At 66.0% G+C, this 19,412-nt stretch carries 20 protein-coding genes and 3 tRNA genes; 10 read left to right on the plus strand and 13 right to left on the minus strand.

Features of this window, described 5'->3' with window-relative positions; translation table 11 throughout:
- Positions 1-8 precede the first annotated feature (8 nt).
- The 11 genes from EDD25_RS07850 to tilS form a co-directional block, all read right to left on the minus strand.
- Positions 9-803: a Rossmann-like and DUF2520 domain-containing protein gene (locus EDD25_RS07850; protein WP_134172785.1), complete on the minus strand. Its 795-nt coding sequence runs from the start codon at positions 801-803 to the stop codon at positions 9-11.
- Positions 800-2,461 (minus strand): PH domain-containing protein, encoded by a 1,662-nt coding sequence (locus EDD25_RS07855; protein WP_134172786.1) that lies wholly within the window; start codon positions 2,459-2,461, stop codon positions 800-802. The genes EDD25_RS07850 and EDD25_RS07855 overlap by 4 nt, the downstream gene beginning before the upstream one ends.
- Positions 2,458-2,979 (minus strand): PH domain-containing protein, encoded by a 522-nt coding sequence (locus tag EDD25_RS07860; protein WP_134175278.1) that lies wholly within the window; start codon positions 2,977-2,979, stop codon positions 2,458-2,460. The genes EDD25_RS07855 and EDD25_RS07860 overlap by 4 nt, the downstream gene beginning before the upstream one ends.
- The gene (locus EDD25_RS07865; RefSeq protein WP_134172787.1) at positions 2,954-3,448 is read right to left on the minus strand and encodes a DUF3180 domain-containing protein; all 495 of its coding nucleotides are present in this window, start codon (positions 3,446-3,448) and stop codon (positions 2,954-2,956) included. Before EDD25_RS07865 ends, EDD25_RS07860 begins: the two co-directional genes overlap by 26 nt.
- A complete protein-coding gene (folK, locus tag EDD25_RS07870; protein ID WP_134172788.1) occupies positions 3,445-3,984 on the minus strand; it encodes a 2-amino-4-hydroxy-6-hydroxymethyldihydropteridine diphosphokinase in 540 nt (179 codons plus the stop codon). Before folK ends, EDD25_RS07865 begins: the two co-directional genes overlap by 4 nt.
- Positions 3,981-4,343 carry a dihydroneopterin aldolase gene (gene folB / locus EDD25_RS07875; protein WP_134172789.1) on the minus strand — a complete coding sequence of 121 codons (363 nt, stop codon included), beginning with the start codon at positions 4,341-4,343 and terminating at the stop codon, positions 3,981-3,983. The genes folK and folB overlap by 4 nt, the downstream gene beginning before the upstream one ends.
- A 14-nt stretch (positions 4,344-4,357) precedes the next feature.
- Positions 4,358-5,173, minus strand: coding sequence for a dihydropteroate synthase (folP, locus tag EDD25_RS07880; protein WP_134172790.1), 816 nt, complete (start codon positions 5,171-5,173; stop codon positions 4,358-4,360).
- Entirely contained in the window at positions 5,170-5,739 is a 570-nt protein-coding gene (folE, locus tag EDD25_RS07885) for a GTP cyclohydrolase I (RefSeq protein ID WP_134172791.1), read from the minus strand. Before folE ends, folP begins: the two co-directional genes overlap by 4 nt.
- 6 nt (positions 5,740-5,745) lie before the next feature.
- Positions 5,746-7,758, minus strand: a complete 2,013-nt coding sequence (gene ftsH, locus EDD25_RS07890) for an ATP-dependent zinc metalloprotease FtsH (protein WP_134172792.1) — start codon at positions 7,756-7,758, stop codon at positions 5,746-5,748.
- A gap of 98 nt (positions 7,759-7,856) precedes the next feature.
- A complete protein-coding gene (gene hpt, locus EDD25_RS07895; RefSeq protein ID WP_134172793.1) occupies positions 7,857-8,432 on the minus strand; it encodes a hypoxanthine phosphoribosyltransferase in 576 nt (191 codons plus the stop codon).
- Positions 8,413-9,453 carry a tRNA lysidine(34) synthetase TilS gene (gene tilS, locus EDD25_RS07900; RefSeq protein WP_134172794.1) on the minus strand — a complete coding sequence of 347 codons (1,041 nt, stop codon included), beginning with the start codon at positions 9,451-9,453 and terminating at the stop codon, positions 8,413-8,415. The genes hpt and tilS overlap by 20 nt, the downstream gene beginning before the upstream one ends.
- Positions 9,454-9,498: 45 nt before the next feature.
- On the opposite strand from tilS, the gene EDD25_RS07905 reads away from it, so the two are divergent.
- Positions 9,499-9,990, plus strand: coding sequence for an inorganic diphosphatase (locus EDD25_RS07905; protein ID WP_035880063.1), 492 nt, complete (start codon positions 9,499-9,501; stop codon positions 9,988-9,990).
- 119 nt (positions 9,991-10,109) lie between these two features.
- On the opposite strand, the gene EDD25_RS07910 is transcribed toward EDD25_RS07905, so the two are convergent.
- Both EDD25_RS07910 and EDD25_RS07915 read right to left on the minus strand, forming a co-directional pair.
- Positions 10,110-11,573, minus strand: coding sequence for a C40 family peptidase (locus EDD25_RS07910; RefSeq protein WP_134172795.1), 1,464 nt, complete (start codon positions 11,571-11,573; stop codon positions 10,110-10,112).
- Positions 11,566-12,969 (minus strand): peptidoglycan DD-metalloendopeptidase family protein, encoded by a 1,404-nt coding sequence (locus tag EDD25_RS07915; protein WP_241986509.1) that lies wholly within the window; start codon positions 12,967-12,969, stop codon positions 11,566-11,568. The genes EDD25_RS07910 and EDD25_RS07915 overlap by 8 nt, the downstream gene beginning before the upstream one ends.
- Before the next feature lie 231 nt (positions 12,970-13,200).
- Between EDD25_RS07915 and EDD25_RS07920 the strand changes: the two genes are divergently transcribed.
- The 9 genes from EDD25_RS07920 to EDD25_RS07960 all read left to right on the plus strand — a co-directional run bounded on the left by EDD25_RS07920 (position 13,201) and on the right by EDD25_RS07960 (position 19,409).
- A tRNA-Glu gene (locus tag EDD25_RS07920) sits at positions 13,201-13,273 on the plus strand.
- A gap of 119 nt (positions 13,274-13,392) precedes the next feature.
- Positions 13,393-13,466, plus strand: a tRNA-Asp gene (locus EDD25_RS07925).
- A gap of 66 nt (positions 13,467-13,532) precedes the next feature.
- Positions 13,533-13,605, plus strand: a tRNA-Phe gene (locus EDD25_RS07930).
- A gap of 438 nt (positions 13,606-14,043) precedes the next feature.
- On the plus strand, positions 14,044-15,597 hold the full coding sequence (locus tag EDD25_RS07935) for a sugar transferase (protein ID WP_134172796.1): 1,554 nt from the start codon (positions 14,044-14,046) through the stop codon (positions 15,595-15,597).
- On the plus strand, positions 15,597-16,241 hold the full coding sequence (locus EDD25_RS07940; protein WP_134172797.1) for an acyltransferase: 645 nt from the start codon (positions 15,597-15,599) through the stop codon (positions 16,239-16,241). Before EDD25_RS07935 ends, EDD25_RS07940 begins: the two co-directional genes overlap by 1 nt.
- Entirely contained in the window at positions 16,238-17,641 is a 1,404-nt protein-coding gene (locus EDD25_RS07945) for a glycosyltransferase family 4 protein (protein ID WP_134172798.1), read from the plus strand. The genes EDD25_RS07940 and EDD25_RS07945 overlap by 4 nt, the downstream gene beginning before the upstream one ends.
- Positions 17,642-17,659: 18 nt before the next feature.
- Positions 17,660-17,872 (plus strand): asparagine synthase-related protein, encoded by a 213-nt coding sequence (locus EDD25_RS17745; protein ID WP_241986511.1) that lies wholly within the window; start codon positions 17,660-17,662, stop codon positions 17,870-17,872.
- A complete protein-coding gene (locus EDD25_RS07955; RefSeq protein ID WP_134172799.1) occupies positions 17,869-18,579 on the plus strand; it encodes a hypothetical protein in 711 nt (236 codons plus the stop codon). The genes EDD25_RS17745 and EDD25_RS07955 overlap by 4 nt, the downstream gene beginning before the upstream one ends.
- Positions 18,570-19,409 (plus strand): hypothetical protein, encoded by an 840-nt coding sequence (locus EDD25_RS07960; protein ID WP_134172800.1) that lies wholly within the window; start codon positions 18,570-18,572, stop codon positions 19,407-19,409. The genes EDD25_RS07955 and EDD25_RS07960 overlap by 10 nt, the downstream gene beginning before the upstream one ends.
- Positions 19,410-19,412: the final 3 nt, after the last annotated feature.

Raw genomic sequence — 19,412 nt, forward strand, 5'->3', positions numbered from 1 at the left:
GAGCACAGTCACTCGTCCTCCGGGTCGTGGTCGTCGAATGGTTCGCGTGGGCCGTCGTCAAGCCTGTCACGAAGCACACTCTCCTGCAGACCGTCGAGGCCCGACAGATCGACCGAATCGGCGCCGATCCGACCGAGGGCATTCTCCATGGCCGAGCGCACGAGCGGGCCGATGACGGCACCCGGCTGCTCGATGCCGATGTCAGCGAGCAGCCGGGTGGCCTGCTCCACGATCGACGTGGAGAAGGCTGTGGCCGTCTCCACTGCTTCGGCGTAGCTCTCCCGATCGCCCTCGGACACGACGATGGGTTCCCCACCCATCTCCACCACGAGGGCCTGCCCGATGGGCAACACCGGAGTGGGCGCCGTCACGGCAAAGTAGCTGTCCGAGAGCCGCGTGAGGTCGAGGCTCGTGCCGGTGAACGCCATCGCCGGATGAATGGCCAGCGGGATGGCGCCGCCGGCGAGGGCGGGAGCGAGCACCGCCGTACCGAACCTGGCCGAGGTGTGGAGTACCAGCTGTCCGGGCTGCCAGGTCTTGGTGGCCGCGAGGCCCGCCACCAGGCCCGCCAACTCGGCATCCGGCACCGCGAGGATGACGAGCTCGCTTCGTTCCACAATCTGCGGCACCGTGAGGATAGGCACGAGCGGCAGGATCGCTTCGGCTCGATCACGGCTCGACTGGGAAATGGCGTTGATGCCGACGATGGCGTGTCCTGCGCCGGCGAGAGCAGCGCCGAGGATCGGGCCGACCCGGCCAGCGCCGATGATGCCGACGCCGAGCCGTCCTGGTCGTTGAATCATGCGGCTGGTCCTGTCATGTCGTTGGTGTCGTTGGTGTCGTTGGTGTCGTTGGTGTCGTTGGTGTCGTTGGTGTCGTTGGTGTCGATTTCCGCCGCAGCGATGGCGCCGCTGGAGACGAGTTCGAACAGGCGCACGGCCTCGAGCCGGTCCATAACACTAACCGTGGCCGACACCGGGCCGCTCACGGTGTGCAGCGCGGCCGTGGCGAGGCGCAATCGCCGCTGGAGCGGACCCTGCGAGATACGCACGCTCTGCAATCGCGCGAGCGGTACGAGCACCAGTTCACGGGACAGCACTCCTCGACGCAGCAGCGCGACGCCCCGGCTCATCGCGTATCCCGTGCGTCGCCAGGAGAATGGTCGCAGCCAGGCGGCCGCCCGCGGAGCGTTGACGAAGCCGTCACAGCCGCCCTTTGAGCGCAGGCCCCGTTCAATCAGGTCCCTCTGCTGCCCGCCGGCGAAGCCTGGCACGAGCAGTTCCAGTACCTGGGACACGTCGTCGATGGTGCCGACCGGCAACGTGACCGTGTTCGCCGTGCCGGCCGCGCCCGCGTTGGAGGAATGCCCGGCCTTGTTGACCTGCACCTGCCACCAGCCGAACGGCCGCCACAGCAACGGCTGCGACACGCCAATGGCATGGATGCGACCACTGGGCAGGGTCTCGCTGCTCGTGGACAACAGGCCGAAACCAACTCGAACTCCCTCGTTCGTCGCCGCGATGCTGTAGCGCAGGGACCTCGTGAAGCGGGAGTAGTAGAAACCGAAGCTGCCGATGAGGCCGGGCAGAATGGCGAACAGCAACCACTCGGGGCCGCCGACCACCGCACTCACAATCACGGCCGCGATCGCCAGCAGCACAAACACCGTGAATCCGCTGCAGACGACGGAGCCGATGAGCCGGCCGGGAGGAATGCGCACGACCGACTCCGGCGGTGCGGCGTTGGGATCGAGTTCGGGGGCCAAAAACTCGTTCACCCGCGAGTGGGCCAGATCACCAAACGTGGCGCCGGCGCCCGCAGGAACAGCGGATGCCGGGAGGCCGGGCACCGAGGCATCCGCCAGGCCGGACTGACGCAGCCCGGAGGCGAGTCGCAGGATGTCGCGGCGCAGGCCGTCGGCGAGGGAGGAGCCGAGGTACGCGAGCTGCACGTTGCCGTCCTGTCCCGCCACGCTCACCTCGAGGCGCGCCGCACCGAACAGGCGCGGAATGAACGGGCGCACCAGGTTGACGCCCTGCACACGGTCGAGGCGGGCGCGGCGGCTACTGCGGAAGACGACGCCACTGCGCACCTCCACGACCTCCGAGGTCACCCGGAAAGTGTGCATGCGCCACGAGAGCGTGAACACAATGAGGATGACGATGAGCGCAACCGCGACGCCGAGCAGCGCCCAGCCCACCGCGCCGTTGTCGACGATGGCATCGATGGGGTCATTGCCGTAGGTCGGCTCGTTGAAAAAGATGGCGAGCAGGCGTTCGCGCAGGTTGGCGATGACGAAACCGAGAACGGCCAAAATGAAGATTCCGCCGCGCAGCAGCGGGGTCGCCGGGTGCAGCCGATGCCACTGGCCGTCGGTGACCCCGGGCACCGTGAGCGACACGCCAAGGTCGGTCGGCGGCCCGGCCACCGGCTCCGCCTCCGGAGGCTCGTCGGGCGTCACAGTCCAGCCCGGCGACTCTCGGCGAGTTGTACGAGGCGATCACGCAGGCTCTCGGCGTCGGCGTCGTCGAGTCCGGGGATCTCAACGCCCGTGGCGGCAGCGGCCGTGACGAACTTGAGGTCAGCGAGCCCGAGCCAGCGCGCCACGGGGCCACGGGTGATGTCGACAAGCTGCATGCGCCCGTAGGGAACCGCGACGAAGCGCTGGAACATGATCCCGCGGCGAAACAGCAGGTCGTCGTCGCGCAGCTGGTAGCCGATGGAACGCACACGGCGCGGCTCAAACGCCACGCTCACGATGGTGATGACCGCAATGGCCAGCCCCACGTACAGCGCCCACGTCTGGTTAGCGAGAAGCCAGACCAGCGTGGCAGCGCCGCAGAGCACGAGGCCGAAGAGAATGCTGCCGACGATCTCCACCACGACGTAGCGCGGGGCCACCCGCTGCCACTCCCCCACGTGTGGCACGTCGAACCGCACAGACCCGTTCGGTTCAGACTCGTTGGCCACCCGGAACATCTCCACTCAGTTTGTCTCTGTTTTGCTCGTCATCGTCGGGAGGCAGCGTGCAGAAATATTCGGCCACCAGCCCTCCCACCAGCAGCAGAAGGGCACCGATCCCCGCTGTGATCGTGAGCCACAACGATGGTAGCGCCGCGACAACCGTGCGGGTGAGAATGTAGGTGACAATGCCGAGCGCCGTGCCGAGCAGCACCGCGCCGCTCAGGCTAGACGCCTTCGACAGCACGGCCACGCGCATGGCCCAGAACGGGTCCACGCGGCGGGTGCCGCGGCGTCTGATCGACCGGCGCACCCGCCAGGCCAGGCTCACCACAATGACCGCCATCACGGCGAGGGTGAGCGGCAGGCTCGCGGGCGGCACGATGATGGCCGAACCGGATGCCACGGCACCGATTTCCAGCAGAAATCCGATAACGAGACCCAGCAGTCCGAGCCCGATGAGCGGTGTCGCGTGCGTGCGCTTCATAGCGTTGCCCCCGTTGCACGGGCCGGCACGACAGTGTTGTCCGTGGCGGCGAGCAGGTCGCGCACAAGTCCACGGCCGGGGACGGCGGCATCCGCGTCGAGGCGCAGCCACGGCGCGAGCACGAAGTCACGCTCCCAGGCGCGGGGGTGAGGCAGGGTGAGGCGAGCAGTGTCGAGTTCAAGATCGTCAACGGCAATGATGTCGATGTCGAGCGTGCGATCGCCCCACCGTTCCGCGCGTACGCGCCCATGGCGCGCCTCGATGTCGTTCACGGCATCGAGCAGGTCGACCGCCTCACCGGCATACCGGCCCGTCACCACGGAGTTCAGGTAGCGCGGAGCGGTGTCATCGACACCGTCAGGTTTGACCGCGACCGATTCGAACGCGGGTGAGACGCCGGTCAGATCGAAGCCGGTCAGGTCGGCGAGGTCATGTGCGGCCGAGGCAAGTGTCGCGGCCCGGTCTCCGAGATTGCTGCCGAGCGCCAGAACGACGTGCGCCCGCCCTGGAACCGGCGGCACGGGGAGAGCGCTCATGCGCGCGTCCGCTCGATGCGCACCGCGACATCCGTGAACGGCACCTCGATCGGCGCCTGCGGCTTGTGCACGGTCACCTGCACGCGCTCGGCGGCCTCATGCAGCAGCACGACGGCGGCGATACGCTCGGCGACCGTCTCGATGAGGTCAACCGGGTTGTGCTGCGCGGCCACGGTGACCTCATTCGCGAGCTCGCCGTAATGGATCGTGCGCGACACGTCGTCGCTCACAGCAGCCGTGCGCAGGTCGAGCCACACGGTGACATCGATCACGAAATCCTGCCCGTTCTCTCGCTCAAAGTCGTAGACGCCGTGGTGGGCATTGACCCGCAGCCCGGTAAGAATGATCGAGTCGGTCATGACCCCATTGTGGCTCATGCTGCGGGTCCCGACGCGACGGCCGCCGCGACGCGCTCCAGAACGTTGAGTGCGGTGCGTGTCGCCGACACGTCGTGCACCCGAACGGCCCACGCTCCGGCCTGCGCGGCCAGCACGCTGATGACGGCCGTGGGCAGATCGCGAGCCAGAACGGATGCCTGCGCTGGCAACACCGCAGCAACGAAGCGTTTACGAGACGCCCCCACCATCATCGGGAGGTTCAACTCGTCGAAAGCAGAGAGGTTCGCGAGCAACTCCCAGTCGTGTTCGGCGAGCTTGGCGAATCCAAGTCCCGGGTCGAGCACAAGGTTGGACCGCTTGATGCCGGCCCGTTCCAGCTCGACAACGCGGAGAGCCAGTTCGCCCCGCACCTCGGCGACCACGTCACCGTAGCGGGCGCGCGCGCCCATCTCCTGGGCGTGACCACGCCAGTGCATCGCCACATAGGTGCGCCCGCTGCGAGCGGCAACGCCCGCCATGAGCGGATCGGCGAGGCCGCCGGAGACGTCGTTGATGATCTCCGCGCCGGCGGCGACGGCCGCTTCGGCGGTGTCCGCGTTGAAGGTGTCAACGCTGACGCGCACGCCGTTTTGCGCGAGGGCCGTGATGACCGGGATGACCCGTGACCGTTCGTCGGCCGGCGCCACCCGGGTCGCGCCCGGACGCGTGGACTCACCACCCACGTCGACCACATCGGCTCCCTGCGCGACGAGTTCGAGACCGTGCTTGATTGCGACATCCGTGGACGCCCATCGCCCGCCGTCGCTGAAGGAATCGGGGGTGACATTGAGCACCCCCATCACGAGCGTCATGATCCGGACGCGATCAGGGAGATGATCTCGGCCCGCGCCACCGGGGAGGACAGGCTGCCGCGACTGGCCAGGGTGACCGTGGAGCTGCGGGTCTGGCGGGGGCCCCGCGTACCGACGCAGCCGTGCACCGCGTCGAGCACCACAAGAACCCCGAGGGGGTCGAGACCGTCTTGCAGCACCTCGGCGATCTCCTCGGTCAGCCGCTCCTGCAGCTGCGGGCGCGCCGCGATCGTCTCGATCACGGCCGGCAGGCGGCCGAGTCCAACGACCCGTTCCCGCGGCAGGTACGCGATGTGTGCCGTTCCGAGGAACGGGAGCAGGTGGTGTTCACAGATGGATCGGAACGAGACGTCGCGCAGCAGCACCAGTTCGCCCGTGTGCGGGCCCACCGGCAGGAAGTCGCGGAGGTGATCGAGTGGATCCCGGCCGATCCCACCGAAGAACTCCGCGTAGGCATCCGCCACCCGGGTGGGAGTCGACTCCAGGCCCTCGCGATCGGGGTCTTCCCCGATCGCGACCAGAATCTCCGCAACAGCCGCCTGAATGCGCGCCTTATCGACCCCCACGGCGACCTAGGCCGTTGCGGGACGCGGGTTGCGGTTCGGTGTGCGCTTCGGCTTGGCGGTGGCGTGGTCCTCGCTCGAAACGCCACCGTCGACGACACCCTCATCGATGGGCGCCTTGGGCACCGGCATATTGATGGGCGGCACGTCCGAGACCGGGCGCTTATCGCTGGAAAGCCACTGCGCACGCGGCGCCAACTTCTCCACGTTCGTGAAGATCTCGGCGAGGGCGTGCTGGTCGAGTGTTTCGTTCTCGAGCAGTGCGGCGGCGAGCTCGTCGAGGACGCCGCGGTTGCTGACCAGCACCGTGTAGGCCTCGTCGTGGGCGTCTTCGAGCAGCTGGCGCACCTCGTCGTCGACCTGTGCGGCGACGCGCTCTGAGTAGTCGCGTTGGTGGCCCATGTCACGACCGAGGAAGACCTCGCCGGAACCCTGGCCAAGCTTGAGCGGGCCAACGGAGGCGCTCATCCCGAACTCGGTGACCATCTTGCGGGCGGTCGCCGTGGCCTTCTCGATGTCGTTTGAGGCGCCCGTGGTGGGGTCGTGGAAAATAAGCTCCTCGGCCACCCGGCCGCCCATGGCGTAGGCGAGCTGGTCGAGCAGTTCGTTGCGCGTCACGGAGTAGCGGTCTTCGAGCGGCATGACCATCGTGTAGCCGAGGGCACGGCCGCGCGGCAGGATCGTGATCTTGGTCACGGGGTCGGTGTTGCGCATCGCCGTGGCGACGAGGGCGTGTCCGCCCTCGTGGTACGCGGTGATGAGCTTCTCCTGGTCGCGCATCACGCGGGACCGACGCTGCGGACCGGCCATGACCCGATCAACGGCCTCGTCGAGGGCACGGTTGTCGATCAGCTGCGCGTTGGAGCGAGCGGTCAACAGTGCGGCCTCGTTCAGCACGTTGGCCAGATCGGCGCCGGTGAAACCGGGGGTCTTGCGGGCGAGCACCTCAAGGTCGACGCCGGGAGCCATGGGTTTGCCCTTCGAGTGCACCTCGAGAATGTGCTTGCGTCCGAGCATGTCGGGCGCATCCACACCGATCTGACGGTCGAATCGGCCGGGGCGCAGCAGCGCGGGGTCGAGAATGTCAGGGCGGTTGGTGGCGGCGATGAGGATGACGTTCGCCTTGACGTCGAAGCCGTCCATCTCGACGAGCAACTGGTTGAGGGTCTGCTCACGCTCGTCGTGCCCGCCACCCATGCCGGCGCCGCGGTGGCGGCCGACGGCATCGATCTCATCGATGAAGATGATGGCCGGGGCGTTCTCCTTCGCCTGCTGGAACAGGTCGCGCACGCGGCTGGCGCCGACGCCCACGAACATCTCCACAAAGTCTGATCCGGAGATGGCGTAGAACGGAACGTTTGCCTCGCCGGCGACGGCGCGGGCCAGCAGGGTCTTACCCGTGCCGGGAGGGCCGTAGAGCAGCACGCCCTTGGGAATGCGAGCCCCGACGGCCTGGAACTTCGCGGGTTCCTTGAGGAATTCTTTGATCTCTTCAAGTTCTTCGATGGCTTCGGTGGCACCGGCGACGTCAGCGAAGGTCACCTGAGGGCTCTCTTTGGAGACGAGCTTGGCCTTCGACTTGCCGAACTGCATCACCTTGTTGCCGCCGCCCTGCATGCCCGAGAGCATGAGCCAGAAGAACGCACCGATCAGCAGCACGGGAAGCAGGAACCCCAGGATGGAGAGAAGAGCGTTGGGCTGCGGCACCTCGTCGGTGAAGCCATTCTTCGGGTTCGCGTTGCTGACGGCGGTGACGACCTCTTCGCCACGCTGCGACACGTAGTTGAACTGCACCTGGGTGCCGAGGTCACCGGACGCCTTCGACAGCGTGAGGTCGACACGCTGTTCGCCGTCGACGATCTTGGCCTCGGCCACCTGTCCGTTCTTCAGGAACTCGAGCCCCTGCTGGGTGGTGATCTCGCGGAATCCGGACATGGTGATCAGGCTCGACCCCACCCAGACAGCGATGACGGCGAGCACGATGTAGAGAATAGGACCGCGAAGCAGCTTCTTGACGTTCATAGTGCTCCTAAGCTAGCGTGCCCGCACTGGGGGAAAGGTGTGTGTTCGCCTCAAGGAAAATCGGAAGTGTTGACCCGGGGGCGAGATCAGACCGTGGCTCAGCTGGCAGCAGCGCCGCCGGTCGGCGCGTACACGTGCGGGGCGAGCACTCCCACCGAACGCAGGTTGCGGTACTTTTCGTCGTAGTCGAGACCGTAGCCGACGACGAACTGGTTCGGAATGTCGAAACCGGCGTACTTCACGTTGATCTCCACCCGTGCGGCATCGGGCTTGCGCAGCAGGGCACAAATTTCAACGGATGTCGGTCCGCGCGAATTCAGGTTGGCGAGCAGCCACGACAGGGTCAGGCCGGAGTCGATGATGTCTTCGACGATGAGCACGTGACGGCCGGTGAGGTCGGTGTCGAGGTCCTTGAGGATGCGCACGACGCCGCTCGAGGTTGTTCCGGAACCGTAGGAGCTCACGGCCATCCAGTCCATCGAGATGGGATGGTGCAGTTCGCGGGCAAGGTCTGCCATCACCATGACGGCGCCCTTGAGCACACCGACGAGCAGGAGGTCCTTGCCGGCGTAGTCCGCCTCGATTTGCCGAGACATCTCCGCGAGGCGGGTGTGGATCTGCTCTTCGCTGATCAGAATTTCGGTGAGGTCGCCGTCAATGTCGCGAGGTTCCATGGGAGCGGGGCAGTCCTTTACTGGGGTGTGTGTCCAGAACGGTGAATGTCAGCACACCGTCCTGCCGTTCAACTCTAATGCCTGGCAGGTTGAGCGCTTCCTGTCCGTGCCAATCCGTCACTAAACGGCCCACCGCGAGGGTGTGGCTACGGGTCAGCAGCGCCCCGAACGTCTCCTCCGCCGCGAAGCGAATCACCCGCTGCCGCACGGCCGCAGACGAGGGGGCGAGGGCCGCGACCGGGATCTGTCCGCCGTGTTCGGTACGTGACCACGCGCCCTGCAGCAGAGCGCGTGCGAGTTCGTCGAGCGCGTCGGAGTCCTCACGCAGCGCGTCGGCCGTGCGCGCGAGCGCCTCGCTGATTCCGGGACCGAGTTCGCGCTCAAGCAGGGGCAGCACGGTCTGCCGCACCCGTACCCTCGCGTAGCGCGCGTCGTCGTTCTGCGGGTCGTGCCAGGGCGTGAGCCCGCTGTCGATGCAGAACTGGCGGGTCTGCTCCCGGCGGATGCCGAGGATCGGGCGCAGGTACGGGCCGTTGCGCACGCTCATACCGCGCAGGCTCGTCGGGCCGGAGCCGCGGGCGAGGCCGAGCAGCACCGTCTCGGCCTGGTCGTCGAGGGTATGGCCGAGCAGCACGGCACTCGCTCCGGTTTCGGCGAGAGCGCGCTCGAAGGCGGCATAACGGGCCGCACGGGCGGCGGCTTCCGGGCCGCCGCCCGTACCAACGTCAACCGTGAGCACGAGTACGGGCGTGAGGCCCAACTGGCGGGCCTGGTCGGCCGCCGTCGCCGCGACATCCGCTGACCCGGCCTGAAGGCGGTGGTCGACGATGACGGCGCCGGCGCGCACGCCGGCGCGGCGCGCTTCGAATGACGTCGCGGCGGCGAGGGCGAGCGAATCCGCTCCCCCACTGAGGCCCACGAGCACGAATTCGGGAACGGGCGCGGCGCGGAGAATCTCACGCACGGACCGGCGCACATCGGCAATGGCCGGGGTGAGACGGCGGCGGCGTTCAGACTGCATCCAGTAACGTTAGCCGCAGACTTAGATCAAGGGAGAAAAAAGGCCATGGCCGAATACGACGCAGTCATCGAAATCCCCCGTGGGAGCCGCAACAAATACGAGGTCGATCACAAGACCGGACGGGTCTACCTCGACCGCGTTCTCTACACAAGCTTCATGTACCCCACCGACTACGGTTACTTCGAGAACACGCTCGGACTCGACGGCGACCCCGTCGACGTTCTCGTACTGCTCGACTACCCGCTGTTCCCCGGCGTTGGCGTCTCGGTTCGCCCCGTGGCCGTGTTCAACATGACGGATGACGGCGGTTCAGACGCCAAGGTGATCGCCGTTCCTGCGGGCGACCCGCGCTGGAACCACATTCAGGACGTGCTCGACATTCCCGAGTACACCCGCAAGGAGATCGAGCACTTCTTCGAGCACTACAAGGACCTGGAGCCCGGCAAATGGGTGAAGACCGAAGGCTGGGGTGACGCCGCCGAAGCAGACCAGATCGTACGTGACGGCATCACCAAGCTTGCCGCAGAGGGTCACTGACCCCCCGTCGCACGCCGCGCAACGAGGAAGGCCCCGAGCACATGCTCGGGGCCTTCATCTGTGCGGGGTCAGGCTCTGTGCGGGGTCAGGCTGTGTGCCCGGTCAGGCTGTGTGCGCGGTCAGGCCGGGCGGCCCACGTACGGCGCCACCTGGCTGATGGACCAAATACTGTGGATCCGCACGGGCGAGGAGGGGTTGGGGGCCTCCAGAATCTGACCGCCCCCCATGTAAATGGCCACGTGATAGTAGTTCCCGGGGCTGCCCCAGAACACGAGGTCACCAACGGCCACGTTCGCGAACGACACGAGTCGCCCCCGCGCCGACATGGTGTTGTACTGGTTGGTCGCGGAATGCGAGCCGATGTAGATTCCCGCTGCTGAGTACGCCGCCCTGGTGAGACCCGAGCAGTCCCACACGTCGGGGCCGGCGCCGCCAAGCAGGTACCGGTCGCCGAGCTGCGCCCTGGCGAAAGAAATCGCCGTGCTCACAGCGTTCGCGTTGGGGATGGGTGCAGGGGTTCCGGTTGTCGCGCCGGAGCTGCTGCCGTTGCCCGATGAGGCGGGAGGTGCCACCCGGGGCGCTACCGGAGGCGCTATCGGAGGCGCTACCGGTGCCGCAACGGGTGCCGCGACCTGTGCCGCAACCGGTGTTCGCACCGGTGCGGCAACGGGCGCCGACACGGGTGCGGCTACAGGCGCCGACACGGGCACGGTTACGGGTGCCGCAGCGCCCGCCTTGGCCGCGGCGGCTGCCGCGATCCGGGCCGCCGAAGCCTGGGCCGCGGCGAACGCCTTGGCGGTAGCCGCAGCATCCACGCCGGCCTGGTAGCTGCGTTCTTCCTCGGCCGTCGTGTCCTTGAGCAGGGCGAGCTGCTCGAAGAGCTCACTCGACTTCTTCTGCTGAAGGTCGAAGGCGGCCTGCGTCACGGTCGCCGCCCGGCTGGCCGCGTCAAGCGTGGTCTTGGACTCCTCGGTGAGACGCGTGCGCTCCGCGCTGGCGGATGCCGCCTGGTCGCCCAGCGACTCGGCCGTGTTCTTGTCCTGGAGCGCCTGGTCGTAAATGGCCGCGGACTGTTCGCTGAGCTTGCTCGCGGTACCGAGCTGGTGCAGCAGGTCGTCGGCGGTGTTGCCGTTGAGGAAGAGATTGAGCGAGAGCCCGCCGGCGCCGGCCTTGCCCAGGTGCGCGGCAATGAGGCCGGCCCGCATCTTGGAGGTGGCGGCGGCGGCCTCGGCGGCGGACGCCTGCCGGGTGAGGCTCGCTTCGCGCGCCGTCGCGGCGTCGAGCGCATCCAGCGTCACCCGATAGGCCTCGGCGGCCACCTGGGATGATGTGGCGGCGTCTTCGGCACTCGCCCGCAGGGCACCGAGCAATCCGGAGATCTTCTCGATCTCGGCGCTCTTGGTGGCCTCGTTCCCTTTGGCCTTCTGTACGTCGTCCCAGCTCGGGTATCCCGGGGCGGCGAAAGCGGCCGGTGCGGCGAGGCCGCCCGAAACACCCACTGCTCCGACGAGTCCGATGGTCACGGCCGAGAGCAGCCGATTGGGTCGCAGTCGTGCATGCGTGCGAGCGTTGATTTTAGCCAAGTGGAGCTCCCCTGTCGGCCATGAACGGTGCGGCGTTGATGCGGTTCCCGTTGATCCACACCTCGAAGTGCAGGTGGCACGCGGTCGAGGCGCCCGTTTCACCGGAACTCGCGATGTTCTGCCCGACCGACACTCTCTGGCCTGCCTGAACAAAGATTCCCCCATCGCGGATGTGCGCGTAGCCGGTGGAGACTCCGTCGCCATGGTCGATCTTCACGAAGTTTCCGTATGTTCCGAGCCGTCCGGCCCAGGTGACGGTGCCGGATTTCGCGGCGTATATGGGTGCGTAGCAGCCCGTGCCGAGGTCGGTGCCGTAGTGGAAGGTTCCACTGCAGTAGCCGCCGCCGCTGCTGCACAGCGATGTTCGGGAGCCGTAGCCGCCGGTGATGCGGCCGCTGGCGGGAACGCCCCAACCGGTTGAGCTGACCGAGCTACTTGTTCCGCCCGAACTGCCTGAGCTGGCGGGGGCCCGCGCGGCAGCTGCGGCTGCCGCGGCCGCCTGAGCTGCCGCGCGTGCTGCTGCCGCCTGACGTGCGACCTCGGCCACCCGGATCGCCTCGAGGCGGGCGCGTTCAACCACGCCGGCTTCATAGCCGGCGGATGTCGTCGCCTCCGCGTCGCGCATGAACGCGAGCTGCGAGTCGAGTTCGACGCTCTTCTCCTGCGATTCCACGAGAGCGGCGGCGGCGACTTCGGCCGCGGACTGGGCGGCCTTGAGGGCGGCTTCCGCCGCCACACGGAGGGTTTCGCGTTCGGTCTGGGCGATCCTGGCCTGGTCACCGAGCGCCTGCGCGCTGTTGTTGGCCGATTGCGCCACATCGTAGATGTCGGTGCTGCGCTCTACGAGCTTGCTCATGTTGCCGAGCTTGGAGAGCAGGGCGTCGGCTTCTCCGCCGCTGCTGCCCTCGATGAACAGGTTGACGCTCAGGTCGGTTCCACCCGTGCGGTAGAGCTGGGCGGCGAGTTGACCGGCCTGGCGCGTGGCGGCATCCGCTGTCGCTTTGCTGGCGTCGGCCTGCTCCTGGAGGTCACTCGCGCGTCGAGCCGCGTCGTCAAATTTCTGCTGGGCCTCTTCGAGTGCGGCGGCGCGAGCATCAGCCTCGGCCTGGGTCTGCTCGACCTGCGTTTGCAGGCCCACGAGCAACTCCTGGATTCTGGTGACCTGCTCCGCGGCGGCCACGGTGTTGGACTTGGCGTTCTGCAGATCTTGCCAGGTGGGGTAGTCGAGGGCCTGGGCTGACCCAACCGGGCTGACCAGCGTCACCAGCAGTGTCAGCGTGGCTGTGACGCTGGTGACCGCGAGGGCTCGACGACGGGCAGGGCCGCGATTGTGGCTGAGGCGCCGCCAGGCACCCGCCAGCTCGCGGCCGATCACGGTTGTCGTGCGATTCATCATTCCCCGATCGGGCGCTCATTAGTCACATTTATCACGGTGATCACGTACTTAACATTGTTCACAGTAACAAGGCAGATAAGTATTACCCAGTGGTGGGCTTGAATCTGACCCAGATGACCCCCAAAACAGCGGTCATTTGCGGGCGCGGCGGACGACCCCCACCCTCGATTTGAGCTTTTGAGATTTAGACCGTATGCTTACCTCTCGTTGGTCATGCACGCTGTGACACACGGCCCCATCGTTTAGTGGCCTAGGACGGCGCCCTTTCACGGCGTTAACACGGGTTCGAATCCCGTTGGGGTCACGTAAGTGAAGGCAAGGAAAATAGAATAGTATTGCAAGCAGTTACATTTACAGCAGTTGATTTATCGCAGTTCAGTTCCACCGCAGTTAGATTTACAGCAGTCACAGTTTCACCAGTAAGGCCCTGTAGCGCAGTTGGTTAGCGCGCCGCCCTGTCACGGCGGAGGTCGCCGGTTCAAGTCCGGTCAGGGTCGCAAAAGCAGGAACCCTTTCGAAAGAGAGGGTTTTTGTTTGAGAAGGCATCGTTCACGAGGCCTTCTGGCCCTGTAGCTCAGTTGGTAGAGCGTTCGACTGAAAATCGAAAGGTCACCGGATCGACGCCGGTCGGGGCCACCGCAGCCACTCCCTTGGAAACACAGGGATGTGGCCTTTTTTGTTTAACCGCCGCGGTGACGATCCCGGCTGGTTGTTCTTCTTCAATGACGGGCGTAATGGAGAACCCCGCCGTTCACCTTTCGGCTTCTGCTACTCCAACGACGCCGAGCACAGCGTGCGGCGTTCACGCGTGCGACCAGGCGTTGCCCCCCTAACTGGCCGCAGCGACGCTCGTAGCAACGGCGGTACTGTCTCTTCGTGCCTAGCTGAGGATGATTCACCTACCCGAATACGACCTTGGTGGCTCTCTGTTCCGTCACGGCACTATCCACCCTTCGACCTGTAACCCCTAGATGCAGGGATAGACATAGTGAAACAGTCCGCTCCGGGGCGACTCCACCGTCGCGCCCAACTCTCCCACCCCGTTCGCACCGACGCTGCGCAGGTGGTTCCTCGATGAGCGATCCCACCCCGAAGGTTAACCTAGCCCCCGCCGCTGCGACAGCTCCCCGCCTGACCCTTGTGGGCAGCCCCGAGACGGTGCGCTCCGACGTCGAGATTGACTCCCCCGCCTCCGGCGCGGTGTGGGCACGCCGCTACCGCGCCAAGCTCGTAATGAGCGATGGCGCCGTCATCGCGGCAGCCCTCACCGCGGCGATGCTCGCAAGATTCGGCATCGACAGCGCGGCCGCTCCTGTCGGCGTGCTGTACCTGGACTACTGGTTCATCACCGCGGTCATTGGCGGCACGTGGATCTGTGCCCTCTCCGCGCTACGCACCCGTGATCCCCGTGTCATGGGCATGGGTGCGACCGAATACAAACGGGTCATCAATGCGAGCGCGATCACGTTCGGTCTGTTGGCGATCGCTTTTCTCGTGTTCCAGGTAGACATTGCTCGCAGCTACTTCGTTCTCTCCTTCCCGGCGGGGGCCGCAGCTCTTACCCTCGAGCGTTGGTTGTGGCGCAAGTGGCTCTCTCGTCAGCGCCGATTTGGCCATTACCTCTTGCGTGCACTCGTGGTGGGGCAGCGTGACGACGTGGAGTACGTGATCACCCAGCTGCATGCCAAGTCGGCGATCGCCTACTACGTGGTTGGCGTGGCGCTCGACGCCGTCGATGAGTTTGCCCGGCCGGCGGAGATCGCGGTGGACGACCAGGTCGTGCCTATTGTGACCGACTTGGAGAACGTCGCCGAAACCGTCTCCACGCTCGGTGTAGACACCGTTATCGTTGCCGGCAGCCCGAGGGGCGGCGCACAGTACATTCGCTCGTTGGGGTGGGACCTTGAGCACACGAACGCGGAGCTTGTGCTATCCAGCCGGCTCACCGATGTCGCTGGGCCTCGCATCCATTTCCGACCGGTCGATGGTCTCCCACTGATTCACGTGGAAATTCCGCGCTTCGACGGGTTCAAACATGCCCTCAAGCGCGGCCTCGATGTCGTGGCATCCGCTGTCGCACTGCTGGTGCTCTTCCCCGGTTTGCTCATCGTCGCGGGACTCATTCGACTCGATAGCCCCGGTCCGGTGCTGTTTCGACAGGAACGCTGCGGACGTAACGGCGAGACCTTTCGTATGGTCAAGTTTCGTTCCATGGTGCAGAACGCGGAGGACACTCTGACGGGGCTACTCGATCAGAACCAGGCGTCCGGCAACCTGTTCAAGATTCGCAACGACCCGCGAATCACCCGCATCGGCGGGTTTCTGCGCAAGCACTCCATAGACGAATTGCCCCAGATCTGGAACATCCTGGTGGGCAACATGAGCATCGTGGGCCCGCGGCCCTCCCTCCCCCGTGAAGTCCTCAACTATGAGACCCACGTGCACCGTCGCCTGTACATCAAGCCGGGCCTCACCGGCATGTGGCAGATCAGCGGCCGTTCCGACCTGACCTGGGAGGAAAGCGTTCGACTCGACCTGTATTACGTCGAGAACTGGTCCCTGGCTGGCGACCTGATGATCATCTGGCGCACGATTAAAGTCGTCATTCACCCCGTAGGAGCGTATTGATGATTCCCACCCCTGTCCCGTCCCCGGCCACACCCTCGGCTGCAGGCGTCGACGTCCCGGCGCAGGTCTCCGAGACCGCCGACATCGATGCGACGGCCATCCTCGGTGTCGGAAGCCAGATCTGGCACCTCGCGCAGGTGCGGGAACACGCGCGCGTTGGCCCGGGCTGCATCATCGGCCGCGGAGCCTACATCGGCCCTGGCGTCATCCTCGGCCGCAACTGCAAGGTGCAGAACTACGCCCTGGTCTACGAGCCGGCCGTGTTGGAAGACGGTGTCTTCGTTGGCCCCGGCGTTGTGTTCACCAATGACGTATTTCCGCGCGCGATCAACGTGGATGGCTCGCGTAAGAGCGCCGCCGACTGGCCCATCGTCGGTGTCATCGTTCGCACCGGCGCATCCATCGGCGCCCGCGCGGTGTGCATCGCACCGGTCACGGTCGGGCGCTGGTCCATGGTCGCCGCCGGATCTGTCGTCACCACCGACGTACCGGAATTCGCCCTGGTGGTCGGCGTTCCTGCCCGGCGCATCGGCTGGGTCGGCCGCAGCGGTGTTGCCCTGCACGAAGACGAACCCGGGCGGTTCACCTGCCCGGCAACCGGGGAAAAGTACACGGAGACCGAAGGGATCCTCACCCTCTCATGACCACGACAACCCGCCTGGAGGCTCCCGCACGACCGGGCACGCGAGTGCTGATCATCGTGCAGAACCTCCCCGTTCCCCTCGACCGCCGCGTCTGGCTGGAGTGTCAGGCCCTGCGTGCGCAGGGCTACTCTGTCTCGGTCATCTGTCCCAAAGGCCCCGGGGACCCGGCCCGCGAGGTCATCGACGGGATCGGAATCTACAAGTATCGCCCGGCGCCCGAGGCGCGCGGCGCAACCGGCTTCGCGATCGAATTCGCGCTCTCCTGGATCCGCACGGCCGCCCTCTCCCTCACGGTGCGGCGCGAACGCGGGTTCGACGTGATCCAGGCGTGCAATCCGCCGGACACCTACTGGCTCCTCGGCCTGCTCTGGCGTCGCAAGGGTGTTCGCTTCATTTTCGACCACCATGATCTCAACCCCGAACTGTTCCTGTCCCGATTCGGTCGGCCCCGCGGGCTTGCCGCACGATTCGAGTACAAGACCCTGCTGTGGCTTGAGCGTATGACGTTCCGCGTGGCCGACCACGTAATTTCGACCAATAATTCGTATCGCGCCATCGCCCTGCGTCGCGGGCATCTGCGCACCGATCAGGTCACCGTGGTGCGCAGCGGGCCGGATACCCGGGTGATGCGGCCGATCCAGCCTGCCGCCGATGTGGCGAAGATGCAGGATTACCTCCTCGTGTACCTCGGCATCATGGGCCCCCAGGACAACGTCGACAAGGTTCTCGAGGTCGTCAGTGAGCTCGTGCAGACTCGAGGCAGAACGGATGTCCGGGCCGTGCTGATGGGTTTCGGTGACTGCCTCGAAGCGCTCAAGGCGCAATCCATCGCAATGGGTCTTGGCGACCGGGTGCACTTCACCGGCCGGGTGGGACCCGAAACCATTGCGAATTACCTCAGCGCTGCCAACATCGGCGTTGGACCGGACGAGAAGACCCCGCTCAACGACCTGTCGACCATGAACAAGACCATGGAGTACATGGCGTATGCGCTTCCCTCCGTGTCCTTCGATCTGACCGAGACCCGGGTGTCCGGCGGTGACAGCGCCATCTACGTGCCCTCGGGTGACATCGGCGCCTTTGCCGATGCCGTTGAGCTTCTGCTCGACGATCCGGAGGCCCGTGCGAACCTGGGTCGCGCGGCTCGCACGCGGGTTGCGAGCGAGCTCGACTGGCAGCACCAGGCCCAGGCGTATATTCGCGTCTTCGACACCGTGCTCCAGCGCGACCAGAACGACCTTCGTGCCGCCGCGTGGCCATTCTCCAACGCCGGCCTGCCGGCCCGCCCCGAACACATCAATCTCGACGACGCGGTCGCGTACGAGAAGTTCCTGGTGAGCAGGGGCCGCCACTTCCAGGCACCGGAGGCCGAGTACATTCAGCATTCGACCGGGGCATAGCGACATATGTGCGGAATAATGGGCATCCAACACCTCGACGGCACCGCCGGCGACGAGCCCGTGACCGAGGCCGTGAACGCCGCGCTCGTGGCCGACGTTCCCCGGGGCGCCTGTCTCAGCGGCGGGGTAGACAGCAGCCTGATCGGCCAGCATGCACCCGCGGTCCCCCAACTCCACGTTGCGCGGCGCGGTGCACAGGTGAGCCCTGTCAGTTCGGGCGCCCGCCGATGACCGTTCGCGAGCTCATGTCCACGATGCTTCGTCGCTGGTACATCCCGATCGGGTTGCTCGTCTGCGCCGCACTGGTCACAGGGATTCTGGCGCGTGACGGGGGTATCTACACCACCAAGACGGTGGTGTCGTTCATGCGACCTGCCTCGACGAGCTTGTCGCCAACGAATGGAGCCAACGACACGAGCGTCATCGCGTTCGCGGGCGTTGTCGTTCGGGAGACGAACAACGGGCGGCCCCCCGCACGGTACTCGACGAGCGATTCTCCCTATTACGGCGCGGGGGTGCGCGAGGGCGTACTCGTCGATTTGGCGAACTCGGGTAGTCAATGGGCGTCGACGTTCAGCAAATCAGACATCGAGATTCAGATCGTGGGACGCACGTTCGACTGGGTCAAGACGAGGCAGAAAGAAGTGGTAGACCGGGTCCTGAGCATCTCCGACGCTGAACAGGCCGCTCTGGAAATTCCATCGGATGACCGGATCACGGCAACCGTGGCCCCCATCACCATGCAGATCGACTATGTCTCCCCCTCCCGAAAGAGTCAGGTGGCCACTGGCGCGGCGATGCTCGCCGTCGCCCTGATAGTCGGCGCATGGGGTTCGATCACGGTTGACCGACTGCGTGTGCGGCGACGATTTGCCGCGGGCAGTCAGACACAGGTTTCATCACAGCGCAATTCGAAAGGAACGTCGTCATGTATTTGACCGATACACTCCGCGGGCTCTGGCGCCGCTGGTACATAGTCATGCCGGGGATACTCATCGCGGCGTCGCTAGCCATCGGCGCGTGGTACCTGATTCCCCCGGGCTACGAGCGTTCCTCAACACAGCTCCTTGTCCCCGGGGCCGGTAGCATACCGGATGGGGCGAACCCCTACCTGTTCCTGGGGGGGCTGACGCCCGCGGCCGATGTCATCGTGCGTGCGGTTGGCTCAGAGAATCTCCTCAACGAAGTGGTTGCAGAGTACCCGGGAGTTAAGATCGAGGTCTCTCGCGACACGACGACAGCAGGACCGGTCATCCTCATCGTCGTTACGGCGCCGAGCAACGCCGCCGCAGGTGAAGTGCTGGGGCTGCTCGTCGAGCGAACCGCGATGGTGGTCGACGACATCCAGAAGACGGAAGGCATCGCTGCGCCGAATCGCATGAACGTGTTGCCCGTCACCGTCGATAGCCGCAGTGTCCTCCAAGAGCGGAACCGATTCATCGCGGCCGGTGCCGCCGGTTTCATCGGACTGGCGCTGACGCTGCTGCTTGCGAGCCTCGTCGACGGATTCAGCCTGCAACGAAAGCGGGACGGGGACGGGGCGGGCAGCACAGCGGAGGCCACCCGCCCCCCGAACGGGGCCCCGGACATCGTGAACGGGACCAACCCGGCCTCAACAGCGTTGAGTCCCAAGCCGGCACGGGCGTCCGTGGCTTCCGGGCCGTCCGGGCCGCCCAGGAGGTCATCCAAGACATCCGCAGTGCGGGGCCAGCCGCGCGACGACAGCGAGGAGCACGCGACCGCATCCACTCTCCGCAATCCGCGGTGAGCA

Origin of the sequence: Cryobacterium psychrophilum (genome assembly GCF_004365915.1) — a bacterium.
Taxonomy (GTDB): Bacteria; Actinomycetota; Actinomycetes; order Actinomycetales; family Microbacteriaceae; genus Cryobacterium; species Cryobacterium psychrophilum.